This window comes from Chryseobacterium shigense, assembly GCF_900156575.1.
GTDB lineage: Bacteria > Bacteroidota > Bacteroidia > Flavobacteriales > Weeksellaceae > Chryseobacterium > Chryseobacterium shigense.
Map to the genome: position 1 here is coordinate 70,247 of NZ_FTNY01000002.1, position 15,297 is coordinate 85,543.

Annotated in this window: 13 protein-coding genes; 8 read left to right on the forward strand and 5 right to left on the reverse strand. The window is 37.2% G+C overall.

Annotation, left to right across the window (positions count from 1 at the left end):
* Positions 1–7: 7 nt before the first annotated feature.
* The 3 genes from BW964_RS05805 to BW964_RS05820 all read right to left on the reverse strand — a co-directional run bounded on the left by BW964_RS05805 (position 8) and on the right by BW964_RS05820 (position 3,178).
* Entirely contained in the window at positions 8–460 is a 453-nt protein-coding gene (locus BW964_RS05805) for an adenylyltransferase/cytidyltransferase family protein (RefSeq protein WP_076505601.1), read from the reverse strand.
* 106 nt (positions 461–566) lie between these two features.
* Positions 567–1,586, reverse strand: coding sequence for a UDP-glucose 4-epimerase GalE (galE, locus tag BW964_RS05810; protein WP_076505603.1), 1,020 nt, complete (start codon positions 1,584–1,586; stop codon positions 567–569).
* A 467-nt stretch (positions 1,587–2,053) separates the two neighbouring features.
* A complete protein-coding gene (locus BW964_RS05820) occupies positions 2,054–3,178 on the reverse strand; it encodes a DegT/DnrJ/EryC1/StrS family aminotransferase (RefSeq protein WP_076506672.1) in 1,125 nt (374 codons plus the stop codon).
* Between the two features lie 86 nt (positions 3,179–3,264).
* Between BW964_RS05820 and BW964_RS05825 the strand changes: the two genes are divergently transcribed.
* Positions 3,265–4,869 (forward strand): S8 family peptidase, encoded by a 1,605-nt coding sequence (locus BW964_RS05825; protein ID WP_076505606.1) that lies wholly within the window; start codon positions 3,265–3,267, stop codon positions 4,867–4,869.
* A gap of 51 nt (positions 4,870–4,920) precedes the next feature.
* Here BW964_RS05825 and BW964_RS05830 read toward each other — a convergent pair whose 3' ends face one another.
* The gene (locus tag BW964_RS05830) at positions 4,921–7,455 is read right to left on the reverse strand and encodes a phosphoenolpyruvate carboxylase (protein ID WP_076505607.1); all 2,535 of its coding nucleotides are present in this window, start codon (positions 7,453–7,455) and stop codon (positions 4,921–4,923) included.
* Positions 7,456–7,664: 209 nt separating this feature from the next.
* Here BW964_RS05830 and BW964_RS05835 point away from each other — a divergent pair, with 209 nt between their 5' ends.
* The 4 genes from BW964_RS05835 (at position 7,665) to BW964_RS05850 (ending at position 11,035) form a co-directional block, all read left to right on the forward strand.
* On the forward strand, positions 7,665–8,330 hold the full coding sequence (locus BW964_RS05835; RefSeq protein ID WP_076505609.1) for a hypothetical protein: 666 nt from the start codon (positions 7,665–7,667) through the stop codon (positions 8,328–8,330).
* A gap of 58 nt (positions 8,331–8,388) precedes the next feature.
* Positions 8,389–8,793 (forward strand): hypothetical protein, encoded by a 405-nt coding sequence (locus BW964_RS05840; RefSeq protein WP_123911941.1) that lies wholly within the window; start codon positions 8,389–8,391, stop codon positions 8,791–8,793.
* Between the two features lie 103 nt (positions 8,794–8,896).
* Complete coding sequence (locus BW964_RS05845) at positions 8,897–10,369, forward strand: serine hydrolase (protein ID WP_084175665.1); 1,473 nt, start codon at positions 8,897–8,899, stop codon at positions 10,367–10,369.
* A 42-nt stretch (positions 10,370–10,411) separates the two neighbouring features.
* Complete coding sequence (locus BW964_RS05850) at positions 10,412–11,035, forward strand: hypothetical protein (protein ID WP_076505612.1); 624 nt, start codon at positions 10,412–10,414, stop codon at positions 11,033–11,035.
* A 132-nt stretch (positions 11,036–11,167) separates the two neighbouring features.
* Here the strand turns inward: BW964_RS05850 and lpdA are convergent, their stop codons facing one another.
* Positions 11,168–12,568: a dihydrolipoyl dehydrogenase gene (gene lpdA / locus BW964_RS05855; RefSeq protein WP_076505614.1), complete on the reverse strand. Its 1,401-nt coding sequence runs from the start codon at positions 12,566–12,568 to the stop codon at positions 11,168–11,170.
* Positions 12,569–12,667: 99 nt separating this feature from the next.
* On the opposite strand from lpdA, the gene BW964_RS05860 reads away from it, so the two are divergent.
* From BW964_RS05860 to BW964_RS05870, 3 genes are all read left to right on the forward strand, one after another.
* The gene (locus BW964_RS05860) at positions 12,668–13,075 is read left to right on the forward strand and encodes a winged helix-turn-helix transcriptional regulator (protein WP_317044326.1); all 408 of its coding nucleotides are present in this window, start codon (positions 12,668–12,670) and stop codon (positions 13,073–13,075) included.
* Between the two features lie 297 nt (positions 13,076–13,372).
* Complete coding sequence (locus BW964_RS05865; RefSeq protein ID WP_076505617.1) at positions 13,373–14,536, forward strand: iron-containing alcohol dehydrogenase; 1,164 nt, start codon at positions 13,373–13,375, stop codon at positions 14,534–14,536.
* Between the two features lie 299 nt (positions 14,537–14,835).
* A complete protein-coding gene (locus BW964_RS05870; RefSeq protein WP_076505619.1) occupies positions 14,836–15,297 on the forward strand; it encodes a lipocalin-like domain-containing protein in 462 nt (153 codons plus the stop codon).

Genomic DNA, 15,297 nt, shown 5'->3' on the forward strand with positions numbered 1-15,297 from the left:
ATTTTTTTTATTTTATGGTTTCGGCCTTTTCGTATTTTTCTTTCTCGGCTTCATAGATTCTTTTTCTAAGATCACTGGTAGAAAACCTATGGTCCCTTTTATTGTAAAAGATCTCTATTCCTTTTTCCTCACAATATTGTTTACCCGTAAAATCTTTATCCATATAATCATCACCGATGATCCTTACATCAATCACGAATGACTTCAAAATATCCAACAGATCTTCTTCCGTATAATAAGGAATAATCTCGTCAACAGCATTGACAGCCTTAAGCTGAATATACCTCTCAACAATAGTCTGGCTCGGTTTATTTTTGTTTGGACGATCGTGAGAAGGATCTATCTGAAGGCCTACGATCAAATAATCGCATATTGTTTTCGCTTCTTCAAGCATTTTAATATGTCCTGCATGCAGTAAATCAAATGAGGAAAATGTAATACCTATTTTCTGTGTTTTCATATTAATTTCAATTAAAATTCTATTAAAAAAACTTCCATTTTCCTAAAGTATCAAACAATGAAGATCAGGAAGAATATCTTATAATTTGCTTTTGATTTTTTCTTGTTTAAACGATTTGTGTGTTTAGATACATCTGCCATTTCCAGACTGTTCTTAGTGATTCCTCCAATGTTGTCTCAGACTTCCAGTGAAGCTCTTTTTCAGCTTTATCAGCATTGGCAAAGGCAACGGTAATATCACCTTCTCTTCTTGCACAGATTTGATAAGGAACCTTTACATCATTGGCTACTTCGAAAGCTTTCACAACTTCCAGTACCGACACTCCTTTTCCTGTTCCCAGATTAAAAATATCAATTACTGTTTCCTTATTGCTATGCATTAACTTTTTAAGTGCACTTACATGAGCTTTGGCCAAGTCTACAACATAAATATAATCACGCACCGGTGTTCCGTCTTCCGTGTCATAGTCATCTCCCCAGATATTCAGTTTCTCACGAATTCCTGCCGCTGTCTGCATAACGTAAGGAACCAGATTATTAGGAACTCCCATTGGAAGTTCACCTAGTTTCCCTGACGGATGAGCCCCAATAGGATTAAAATATCGCAAAAGAGAAATTCTTCTGTTATAAGCTTTCGCAAAATCAGTTAAAATCTGCTCTCCCATCTGCTTGGTCTTACCATAAACGCTTTCCGGAAGTTTCAGCGGTGTATTTTCATCGATTGGCATTTTCTCCGCCTGTCCGTAAACGGTACAGGAAGAACTGAAAATAAAATTAGAGATTCCTCTTTCTTTGAATTCCTGAAGAATATTGATGAGTGTGAATAAATTATTTTCATAATAATCCACTGGTTTTACCTGGCTCTCTCCCACTGCTTTGGAAGCTGCGAAATTGATACATCCTTCAATTTGATGAGCATCAAAAACCTGCGTAAGCAATTCTCTTCGTCTTAAATCGAAAGGATAAAAAAACGGCTTTTTGCCTGTAATCTCTTCGATATTCTTTAAAATAAATCTTTCCGAGTTGGATAAATCATCTACAATAACGACTTCAAAACCGTCGTTAAGTAGCTCTACTACTGTGTGGGAACCGATATATCCAAGCCCGCCTGTAACAAGTACTGCCATTTTTTTTAATAAATTATTTAATCGTTGTGTTTTCCTATGTTTTCTATTTGTAAATCGAGCTTGTTATCTATATATCTGAAATGACGGACAAGTATTAACCAAATTCCAAAAAATAATAAATAAATAGCTGAAGATATGATATAATCTTCCGGAGAAAGACCTTTCTGCATTTGTTTTTTATAAAATACAGCTTCCAATATAATTTTCAGAAAATTAATGATCACCAATACGAGTACTATTGAATGACTCACTACCGCAAACCTCTTTTTTTTAATAAAAAAAATAATGAAGCAAGAGAAAGTATCCATGTAATTGCTATTAATAATACAGAAATATATTCTTGAGGATCAATATCGGAACTTGCTGCCATGGAATAAGTAAAAGTACCATAAAAGAATGATATGCTTATATTTACTACAATAGCGATCCAATACATTAATTTATATTGAAAAACCGGTCTTTTCATTCTACTTCATAAACTCAATCACCGCATCCGTAATATACTTCAGCTGCTCCTCATCTAATTCCGTATGCATTGGCAGAGATATTACCTGATCCAGAAGTTTATCTGTATTCACAAAATCTGCATCATTGCTTTCCTGATAATAGGCTTTCTGCTTTCTCAGTGCCACAGGATAATAGATCATGGCCGGAATATCTTTTTCTGTAAGAAACTTTTGAAGCTCGTTACGTTTTCCGTTGATAACCCTCAGGGTATACTGATGAAATACATGGGTAGAGTTTTCAGATCTTTGCGGCGTAAGAATGTCTGCAATTCCGGCAAATGCTTCGTCATAGTAATCTGCTGCTTTTCTTCTTGCCTCGTTATAAGAATCCAGATGAGGAAGTTTTTTTCTTAAAACCGCAGCCTGAATACTGTCTAATCTTGAGTTCACTCCTACCTCATCGTGGTAATATCTTTCGTACATTCCATGATTAACGATTCCTCTTAAACGGTGAGCAAGCTCGTCGTTATTGGTGAAAATGGCACCACCGTCCCCATAGCAACCTAAATTTTTAGAAGGGAAAAATGAAGTTGTTCCCACGGTTGCCATTGTTCCTGCATATTTTTGAGTCCCGTCTGCGAATGTATATTCTGCTCCGATTGCCTGCGCATTGTCTTCAATTACATAAAGATTGTGTTCTTCAGCAATTTTTAAGATCTCTTCCATATTAGCACACTGTCCGAAGATATGTACCGGAATGATTGCTTTTGTTTTAGGTGTGATTGCTTTTCTGATCTCTTCGGGAGAGATGGTGAATGTATCGTAATCTACATCTACCAGGACTGACTTCAGTTTAAGCAGATGAATAACTTCTACTGTAGCAGCAAAAGTAAAATCAGCGGTGATCACTTCGTCTCCTTCTTGAAGGTCCAAAGCCATCAACGCGATCTGTAAAGCATCCGTTCCGTTAGCACACGGGATCACATGCTTTACATCTAAATAAGATTCCAATTCATTCTGGAAAGACTTTACTTCGGGGCCATTGATAAAAGCCGCAGAATCCATTACATTTAAAACTGCATTATCTACATCATTCTTTATTTTGTAATACTGACTTTGCAAGTCAACCATCTGAATTTTTTTCATAAATAAATATTTGTGTAAAAATAAGGAATTTAAAATCCTTTCAAAAATTTTATTCATTTTGTTTTATCTTTATAAAAAATAACTTCATGAAAAAACTTTTACTCTTTTGTCTTTTAGCAGGTTACTCTGCTGCCAATGCACAGACAGAGCTGGTTTTTGTTTATTTTACAGGCAAACCGAACAAAGCTGCTTTTTATGCCAATCCTCTTTCAGAACTGACTCAAAAATCCCTTAACAGAAGGACTTCATTAGGCATTGCCCTGAATGATCAGGATGCTCCTATTGAGCAGTCCTATATCCAGAATCTTCAGAACCTTGGTTTTACAGTGACAGATTACTCTAAATGGCTGAACGGGGCAGCTGTGAATGCCACTCCGGCACAGATTGCAGTATTACAGGCACAGTCTTATGTATCTTCTGTGGGACGTTTCGCCAAAAACAACCCATCCGTACCTAAAACAGCGATTCAAAATAAATGGAATACTACTTCTGACAGTCAAAAAACACTGACCGTTTTTGATTATGGCTCAGGTTCAGCCCAAATAGACCAGATCAATGTGAGACCTCTTCATCTGGCAGGCTTTACAGGAACGGGAGTTTCTATTGCCGTTATAGATGCAGGATTTCCTTATGTAGATACAGGATCTGCGTTTGATAGGCTCAGGACGAATAATCAGATCAAAGCGGTTTATGATTTTGTCACCAAAACCAATAATGTTTACAATACATCGATCAGTAATCATGGATCCGCAGTATTGGGGGCTATCGGAGGATATATCAAAGATGTTTTTGTAGGATCTGCTCCTGATGCTGATTTTTATCTGTACCGCAGCGAAAATGCTGTTGGTGAGATTCCTGAAGAGGAAATATACTGGATAGAAGCGGCAGAGGAGGCTGATAGAAAAGGGGTTGATATTATCACAGCTTCTCTGGGATATAATATTTTTGATGATCCTAGATATAGCTATACTTACTCTGATATGAATGGAACTACTTCTTTCATTGCAAGAGGTGCTGAAATAGCTGCCAATAAGGGCATCTTTGTTCTTGCCGCAGCAGGAAATGCAGGTCAGCAGGCATGGCATTACCTCATGACCCCGGCTGATAATGCTAAGGTTTTTAGTATCGGTTCTGTAGATGCCACGGGGAATTCATCAGGGTTCTCCTCTTATGGGCCCAATTCGCTGGGGATTGTAAAACCTGACGGAAGTGCCAGGGGAACTGCTTCAGCAACAGTCACCAACAGTACATTAACTTCTGTCAACGGAACTTCCATTGCAACCCCTATTGCAGCTGGCGGTGTGGCATGTTTTATTCAGGCTTTCCCATCGATGAACAGAGAGCTCATGAGAACAAAACTAAGACAAACAGCTTCCCTTTATCCCAATCATACAGACCAGATGGGCTACGGTATTCTCAACTTTGGAAGTGTCTATAATCAGGTGCTGAATACTTCTGAAATAGTGAAAAAAGAGGAATTTGCCATTTTTCCGAATCCTGTTAAAAATATTTTGAATGTTGTTTCTGAACGTGAGGTATCATCCCTTGAAATCTATGACAATCTTGGGAAATTGGTCAGAAAAAACAGCGGCCAGAAATCGATAAAAGTAGAAGAATTCCCGAAAGGAACTTATTATCTTAAAATTCAGATGAAAGACAAAAGTTTTTATGAAAAATTTTTAAAGGAATAGTATATTTAAAAGAAAACGCCTCTCAAATTGGGAGGCGTTCTTTATAAGGACTTATGCTGAGTTTCTACTCGCATTAATATTTCCAAACAGTGATCTGGTCACCAGCTTTTCATAAGCTTCTTTATTGCCTTCTCCTTTCTGGATTTTCATCAGTGCATATTGCTGAATACTTAATAATGGCAAAACAATCTTCTCACGGATCTTTACCGACTTTCTGGAAAGCGGATCTTCTTCCTGAAGCAATTTGAATCCTGTAAGTTCAAGCATAATATCCCTTGAAAGGGTATATTCGTCGAAAAGGACATTCCAGAATGCACCAAATTTTGGATTATTTTTGATGTAATAGGTCAGAGGAAAATAGGATTTGTTCATACTCATCATTGAGTTAAGAACCAAAGTTTTAAAGAAATCAGAACCTTTATACAACTCTTTCACTTCTTCAAGCCTTCCCTGCTCTTTCATCTGCTGCATGGCAAATCCGAATCCGAAAAATCCGGGAACATTCTGTTTCAGCTGTGCCCAAGAGCCCACAAATGGAATGGCTCTGAGATCTTCAAATTTCAGCTCACTGCCACTTCCTCTTTTGGAGGGACGGCTTCCGATATTGGTCTTCCCATAATATTCCAGTGTACTCATCTCCTGAAGGTAAGGAACAAACATGGGGTGAGCTTTCAGATCTGAATATTTTTTATAACTGATATCAGCAAGCTCAGCAATCAGTTTTCTTTCTTTTTCTGTCAGATCTTTTTTAGAATTTTTAAAGACATCATTTTCAACCCCGGCAGTTAATAGCTGCTCAAAATTGTACTTGGCCTGCTCTTTATTTCCGAAAATACTGGTGATGGTCTGTCCCTGAATGGTCAGCTCAATTTTATTGTTGGCAATTGTATTTCCCTGTGAAGCATAAAAATCATGGGTTTTTCCTCCTCCTCTGGCGGGTGGCCCTCCTCTACCATCAAAGAATACGACTTTAATACCATTTTGAACGGAAAGTTTAGTTAAGACCTCTTTAGCCTTATAGATTTCCCAGTTTGCTTTCAGATAACCACCATCTTTTGTTCCATCTGAAAAACCAAGCATAATAGTCTGCTGGTTTCCTCTGCTTTCAAGATGCTTTTTATAAATAGGATTCTGGTAAAGTTCGTTCATGACCTGTTCAGAATTGGCAAGACCTTCCATCGTTTCAAAAAGCGGAACGATATCCATTTTGATCTGATCTTCCTGATAACCACAGATCTTAAAAAATGCATAGACATTCATCACATCTTTTACCGCATCAGAATTTGAAATAATATAACGGTTCATGCCTCTGTGTCCATTCAGATCCTGAATCTGGGCAACCTGTGAAACCGTCCGTAAGGTATCTTTCACAATATCTTCAAACTGATCTGCATCTACTTTTTCCTGAAGCTGAATCAGTTTATTGAATTTTTCTTCCTGAGAAACTTCTGTATTTCCATATACTTTTGTAAACACATCGTCAATCACTTTCTGATGAATCCTGCTGTCCTGGCGGATATCCAGCGTTGCAAAGTGGGTTCCGAAAATTTTCACCCGGTCTCTAAAATTAGCCAGAAGGTCCAAAAACAGCGAATTATGTTCATTTACCAGTATTTTTTCTGCTTCATCTGCCTTTTTAAGAATATCTTCTGCGGTGATGATATTACCATTGAAGATAGCTTTGTACAGGTCATCACTTAATTGAGTCAATACTTCAGAAACCCCTCTGAAACTCAATCTTCTTCTGATAAATTTCAAATGGCTGTAATAGGATTTCAGAATGGCAGAACGGAGTTCTTCTGCGACTCTTTTGGTAACATCCGCGGTCACAAATGGATTTCCATCTCTGTCACCGCCTGGCCAGAAACCAAGCTGAATAATATCTTCATGAAGATGGAAATGACTGCTTCCAAAAGTTTTCTTAATCTTGGTAAACAGTTCCCCGATCGTATCATAATACACATATCTCAAATAGGAAATAATGCTCAATGCCTCATCGATGGGCGTTGGTTTTTCTTTATTCACGAAAGGCGTTTTTCCAAGCTGCTGCAGAAGCATGTCAATTTGAGTTACTGAGTCGCTGGTAATAGCCCCTCTTAAATCCTGGATGATTCTTTGTACCGAACTTGGATAAAACTGGGTGGGGTGTGCCGTAAACACAACCTTTACCGTAAAGTCTTCCAGCTTTTCACGCACTTTTTCAAGTTTGTGATCCTGGTACGACCGTTCAAAAAGGTTGGTTACTGTTCCGCTGTCGCTTTCGGAATGGAGATTGGGGAATGCAGCATCCTCAATACTGTCAAATAAAACCACCTGTCTTTCGATGTATTGTATGACTTTGAAAAGCAGTTCCAATTTCTGCTCTTCCGTCTGAAGGTCTGTATGGTTCTTAAAAAATTCTTCAACAATCTCCTCAGGAGTTTTTCCTTCTTCGTATCCGTTTCGGCTTTCCTCGTAAAGGAAGGGAAGAAGCATCCCGATATTGGTCATTTTATCATAAGGCAGGCTCATAAATAATGAATTGTAGATCTGGAACTTATTCTCCACGATCTGCCTGAATTTTTCTGCTCGTTCGTCGTGTATCATATAACAAATGTAATGGATTTTGAAATGAAATGAATTGATAAATGACAAAAAAAGCATGACCGGAAATAAAATTATTTTAATATTTTTTTTTTTAAAACTACTTATCAGTAAAAAAGAGCGTCAACCTCTTCTTTTAAAAAATAATATTTTCTATTGGGGTTTCTATACATGAGTTTAAAATATATATTTGCAAAAGATGTACAACACCAATGAAATTTGGAATTATTTTCTATTCAGTTTTAGGAATTTTAGCTTTATCAATAGGGGTTTATTTGCTTCAATATTTTTTCATCCTTTCTATTATATTTTTTATCGGCGCATTCATCAATGGCGTTTTTATTTATAAAGAATATAATATCCACAAAAATGATCAAATTGAATATGATGTAAATGCACCTTTAGATGAAGTGGTTATTAAATATTCCCGTTCAGGAAGGATTATTGCTATTTCTATCTATAGTATTTTTGTAATTCCGGGAATATTCTTTCTTTCTTGCCTCATGATCAAATTCAACTTTATGACGATGCTTATATTGACATCGTTAGCCGCTTTTACGATTTATTTCATTGTAAAAGTTATTTTAGAAATAAAAAAAATATCCAAAGTCATGATTTCCATTAATGAGAAAGGAATCCAGATGGAAGATCACCCCAGGTATTTGTGGAATGACATCCAGCTTGAAAAAATTATTGTCAAACGTTTGGTAAGTCGTGAATCCAAACATGATTACCAACCTGAAGTTAATTATTTATACTTCTTTCACAACAACGAAAAAATAGAAACTACTATAGACGATTTTGACATTACAGATTACCAGCTTTCACAGGTTCTAAAAATATTTAGGGCCCGCTATAACAATTCAGGTTTATTATAATTTTGAATACAACGGTTTAATGATTAATTTTACTTTTACAGAAATTAATCAACCTCCAATGAAACACTTATTTATATTTCTTTTCATAGCTTCTGTTTTCACAGGCTGTGGTGATGATTGCTACAATGCTCCTCAGACTATAGCATTTAAATTGGTGAATTCCAATGATGAAGATCTGATCACGAATGGAACCCTTACCTCTTATTCTATTAAAGATGAAAATCAGGTTGGGATATCATTAACCAAAACATCCGAGGACCTGATCATTTTAGACAATGTAGGTGCTTATAACGGGATAAAAAAATACAATTTCCAATCTAACATTAAAGTTTTTGATTTTTCAATACAGTCATCAGAGTTTAAAGGAGGTTGTGATGGTTTTGAGATCAATAAATTAACGTTTACAGGGGTAGGGATCAACGTAACGGATGAAAAAGGATATTATAAAATCGTACTTCAATAGTCTTCATGATGCATTTAATCTGCAGCAGACAAAGGTCAGATTGAAAAAGAACAGGTCCTATGTAATAAAAAGCTATCTTACAATGTCTTAGAATAAACGGCCTATGAAAACCTCATTGAAATCATTTCTTGTTATTATCGTTTTATTTACACAAAACTATACTGCACAAAAGCGTTCTGACAGCATTGATGCCTTCATCACCCATACAATGCAGGAACTGAAAATCTCGGGACTTCAACTGGCTGTCATCAGAAACGAAAAAATTGATCAACTCAGCAGCTATGGACTGGCCAATATAGAACATGGGATCGCAACAAAAAACAATACGGTATTTTCTATCAATTCAATGACAAAAGCTTTTGTTGGGGTTGCTGTCATGCAGCTTCAGGAGCAGGGAAAATTAAAAACCAATGATGCTATTTCCAAATACATCACCGACATTCCTGAAAACTGGAAAAAAATAACAATTAGACAGCTACTGAGTAATACCTCAGGACTTCCCAATAATATTGATGAAAAAGAACAGGTATTGGGTGAAGGCATTGAAAGTAAAAACTGGGAAATCGTCAAGACCCTTCCGATGGAGTTTTCACCCGGTGAAAAATTCAGTTATAACCAAACCGGATACTTTATCTTAGGAAAAATAATTACGCAGTTAAGTGGAGTTCATTTCACAAAATTTATTGAAGACAATCAATTCAAACCTTCCAAACTGCTGGTCACTCAATTTGGAGATTCCAACGATATCATTGAGAACAATGCAGGAGCCTACTCTACCATTATCAATAACGACGGCCACTGGATCAACGATGGAAAACTTCACAACGCTTATGCCACTTTCCCACTCTTTTTCCGGACAGCTACAGGAATTTTGTCTTCAGCAGAAGATTTAAGCAAATGGATACTAGCTTTACAGGAAGGCAAACTGCTTAAGGATCAAAAAAGCATCAGAGAACTTTTCACGACCATAAAACTCAATAACGGTGATATAGGCGGTTTCAATAAACTCACGAATGGTTATGCTCTGGGATGGCCTACTGTTGTACGAACTGAACATCCTGCTGTTGCTCCTGTGGGCGGTATGCGCTCTGCCCTATTTGTATATCCTCAGGATCACCTGTCCATTGTCATTTTAACCAATCTGCAAGGCTCAAATCCTGAATGGTTCATTGATGAAATTGCAGGCTACTATTTTCCTGATATGAAAGCTGAAAATGGTTTTGGGCTCAGTCCCAACATGAAAATGCTATACTTACAAACTCGTGCAGACGGTTATCAAAATGTAGCTTCGGTTTATCAGAAAATCAAAAAGAAAAACAAAAGCTTTAAGGTGTCTGAGGATGAGATCAATTCATGGGGCTATCAGATGATGGGACGTGATCTTAAAAATGAAGCATTAGCTGTTTTTAAATTGAATACGGAATTATTTCCCAACAGTTCCAATGTTTTTGACAGTTATGGTGAAATATTAGATGCACTGGGACGTAAAGAAGAAGCCATTATGAATTATAAGAAATCATTGCTTCTCAATCCCGATAATACCAATGCGGCGAATTATTTAAAGGATAAAAAATAAATCATCATTCATTTTCGTAAATTTGCCGCAAGTATTTACTTTATGAAACTCATGGTCATCGCTTCGCTGATTCTATCCCATCTGTTCTTTGCACAGACTGCAGTTCCGGATGACTACAGGAAAATTCCGGACATTCTGGATACTACAGAATATTTATACCCGTTTATTGTTCCTGATAAAGACTATGGCTATTGGAGGGTGCTTACCAATGACACCGATCTTGAAAAGGCTGTGATCTATGAAAGTCAGATGCCGGACTTTATGACCGTCAATGAGCCGATTCCTGAGAGAGGTTTTTTCCAGCAATGCATTGGCAACAGATGCTTTTCCTACATTCTTGCCTGCAAAAAAGAAAGATCCGTTTATTTTTCCAGTGAACAGCAGTTGAGGGAATTTATCGGAACGGTGGATAATCTTCCGGAAGCTCTGTTATTGGCTCAAACGTATGGTTTTTCGGTAGATACAAGTAATAAAGCAGGAAGTTCATATAAAATTGAGGACAGACATATTAATCTATACCTTTCAAAGTCTAAAGGCTGTCCCGAAATCAGGGAGTCATATTTTATAAAGATCAACAGAAAAAACGGTAAACTGGAGTCCAAAAACAATGGGGTTTATTTTAAAAGTGAGAATTGTAATACTTCTTCTCAAACCGATTCTAAATAAAAGAGCTGTTTCAAAAGATAAAAAACTCACGCAGATAAGCTGATTGCACAGATTTTTATGTTGAAAAATGCTTACAGATGAAAATTCATGCAAGAATTTCCATTCACCTTTTGAAACAACCTCTTTATTATATTAAATATTGATTGCTCCCTGACCGGAAGCCATCAAATAAGCCTCTTTAAGAGCTTCGGAATAGGTAGGATGCGCATAGGAGATACGGAACATATCTTCTGCCGTAACTTCATATTCCTGTGCTATAACAGCCTGAGCAATCAAGTCTGCGGCTCTGGCTCCAATGATATGCACGCCGAGTATTTCACCATATTTAGGGTCTACAAGGACTTTTGCAAAACCTTCTGTATCCATGGACGCTCTTGCTCTTGCACTGGCAGAAAAGGGGAATTTTCCAACATGATAGCTTCTATTGTTTTTCTTTAAATATTCTTCAGAAAATCCTACAGAAGCCACTTCCGGCCAGGTATATACCACCGAAGGAATACGGTCATAATGGATCTGACGTTTTTGTCCATTGATTATTTCTGCAACAAGAACGCCCTCCTCTTCAGCTTTATGAGCAAGCATCGCCCCTCCAACCACATCACCTATTGCGTAGATATGGGAAACGGAAGTCTTTCTTTTTTCGTCAACCTTTATAAATCCGCGGTCATCCATCTGTATTCCTGTATTTTCCAATCCCAAGCCTGCTGTATAAGGGCTTCTTCCAACCGCAACCAAAATATATTCCGCTTCCAGTTCATGTTCTGCATTATTTTTATCTCTGAAAAATACTTTAGCAGAAGATCCTGAATTCTCTGTTTTATAAACAGACTGGCCCAAACGGATGTCAACACCTTCTTTTTTCATAATCTTCTGAAGGCTTTTGCCCAGTTCATGATCCATTCCGGCAATAAGATGGTCAGCATATTCCAGAATGGTCACCTGAGTTCCAATACGACTGAATATGGATGCCATTTCTACTCCGATCACTCCACCTCCTATGATGACCATGGATTTCGGATGTTCTTTTAAAGACAGCGCTTCTGTAGAGGTAATAATCCTTTTTTTATCAATCTCTACTCCGGGTATGGATGAAGGTTTGGAACCTGTTGCTATAATGTAATTTTGGGCATTGATTTCAATACTTTGATCTTCATCAGTAACCTTTATCAAAGAATTATTGATAAAACCCGCTGTACCTTTTAAACGGGTAATCTTATTTTTACTCATCAGATAATCGAGGCCGGCGGTGTTTTTGGATACGACTTCAGATTTTCTTTTGTACATCTGCGGGAAATCTACAGCCAGAGTTTCCAGCTTTATCCCATGATCTCCAAACTGATGAGATGCCTCAGCATAATGATGGGAGCTGTCCAGTAGAGCTTTGGTAGGAATGCACCCTACATTGGTACAGGTGCCGCCCAGGGTATCATATTTTTCTATGATCACTGTTTTATAGCCAAGTTGTGCACTTCTTATCGCGGCGACGTAACCACCAGGTCCTGATCCGATAACGGCAATATCAAAATTCTCCATTTGATTTATTCAATTTTTATGTTTAAATTTACTTGCAAAACGAAAGTAAAATTAAAATAAATACTTTCATTTTGCAAGTATTATTTAAAATATATGGCTATGAGTAAAAAAAGATCGGACTGCCCTATCAGTTCGTCTCTGGAAATCTGGGGGGATAAATGGTCCCTTCTGATTATCCGCGACCTGATGTTAAAGAAAGAATGTACGTATGGAGATTTTCTGAAAGCAGACGAAAAGATCGCAACCAATATTCTGGCTTCCAGACTTCAGCATTTGCTGGAATCGGAAATTATCGATAAAAAAGACCATCCGGACAGAAAGTTAAAAATTCTCTATCATCTTACAGAAAAAGGGATTGACCTGATTCCCATCATTGTTGAAATTAATCTCTGGGGTGAAAAGTATCTAGGGATTCCAGATGAAAGGAAGAAACTGGTTGAAAATATAAAAAAAGACAAAGAAAAGTTTATCAGGGACGCTAAAATTTATCTTTCACAGGGCATTTAAAAAATTGAAAATAATTGATTATCAATCTATTGCTATTAAACTTATCGGATCAGCATTGGATAGATATGATCAGATATCTCATGTTTACTATAAAAATTCACCATTCAAATTCCACAGCGGTCCAAAGTCTTCAGTCTGATGTCTGATGTCTGATGTCTTGCTTCTTAAACATCTTATTTCCAATCTGGATTAAATTTTAAATTGTTATTATAAAACAGAGTGATCGTAATTTTAAAATTTCCTTAACTCACTTTTTATATTGCTTTCCGTAAATTTGAATTAAATAAATTTAGAACAATGCTTAATTTCGAATTTAAAAATCCTACAAAAATACTTTTTGGAAAAGGTGAAATCGCCAGGATCTCCCGTGAAGTTCCAAAAGATGCCAGAATATTAATGATTTACGGAGGCGGAAGCATCAAAAACAATGGTGTTTACGATCAGGTAAAGGAAGCGCTGATAGATCATGATGTATATGAATTCGGAGGTGTTCCTGCGAACCCTGAGTATGAAGTACTGATCAATGCTTTAAGCTTGATCAAAGAAAAAAATATCAATTACCTTATGGCCGTAGGCGGAGGATCTGTAATTGATGGAACAAAATTTCTTTCAGCTGCCGCCAATTATGATGGGGAGCCGTGGGAAATCCTTAGAAATTCAGTGAGAACATTTGAAGGGGAAGGAATGCCTTTCGGAACTATTCTGACCCTTCCGGCAACTGGTTCTGAGATGAATTCAGGATATGTCATTTCAAGAAGAGAAACCAACGAAAAATTGTCTTCAGGCGGACCGGGCCTTTTCCCTCAGTTTTCTGTTTTAGATCCGGAAGTTATCAGAACAATTCCTAAAAACCAGATTGTCAACGGAATTACAGATGCTTACACGCATGTATTGGAACAATATATGACCGCGCCTTCTTCTGCAGACCTTCAGGAAAGAATTGCGGAAAGTATTCTGATCAGCCTTCAGGAAACAGCTCCAAAAGTTTTAGCTGATGATTTTAATTATGACGCTGCCGGAAACTTTATGTGGTGCTGTACGATGGCTCTGAACGGACTTATCCAGAAAGGAGTGATCACAGACTGGGCGGTACACGCTATGGGGCATGAGCTGACTGCTTATTTTGGAATTGATCATGCGAGAACCTTAGCCGTTATCGCTCCTTCCCACTACCGTTATAACTTTGAAACCAAAAAAGGAAAACTGGCTCAGTACGCTGAAAGAGTATGGGGAATCAAAGATGGAACATTGGAAGAAAAAGCTGAGGCAGGAATCAAAAAGATGGAAGAATTCTTCCACAGCCTGGATATCAAAACTAAACTTTCCGAATATACAGAAGATTACAAAGGTACCGCTGAAAGAGTAGAAAAAGCATTTACAGACAGAAAATGGTCCGGCCTGGGTGAGTATAAAAAACTGACGCCTCAGGATGCTTATAAGATTGTGGAGATGAGTTATTAGGTTTGCCGGATCGGGGTAAATGAGTTATGAAGTTAGTCTCTGATATCTTTCCTCGTGGCTTATTAATTAGTAAACTAACGATTTCCTTGCGAAGCAAAATTGATCACTGACCTAATATGCCAACTTGAACATGATCTTTATTGCGTGCAACCGACTGTTTACTCCCATAAAAACGTATCCCTTTCAAAAATTCATTATATAAAATCCTGTTATTTATAAACATTCGTTTAAAAAAGCAGGATTTCATTATAAATATTTCAAATTTATTTATATTTTAGCATATTCTTAAATTTGTGAAAATGAAAAAACAGCTACTTTTATTTGCCTTTTCAGCTATGGCACTAACTTCCTGTAAAGATGACAACATAGAAGCTTATGAATTGGAAATGATGAGCGGAGACTGGAAGATTAGTAAAATACAAACTATTTCCGGAAAAGACAATAAAACAGTACTTAAGACTGAAACTCCTTCTGACTGTGAAGCTAAAAATATCCTGTACTTCAGAACTGATTATTACACCAGTAATACTTATTATTCCGCAGCAGGGCTTGAATGCCAGATAGCCGGAAAAACTGAAGGTAAATATACCTACACTGAAGAGTCTAAACTGCTAAGCATTAAAAATGACAATGACACTGAAAGGTGGTACAGAGTGGAAGTGCTGACAAGTCAGGATCTGAAACTAGCACAGCTGTTCGCAGCATCGGATTTGAACAATGACGGTATCGACGATCTGATCTACGTTACCTACAAAAGATAA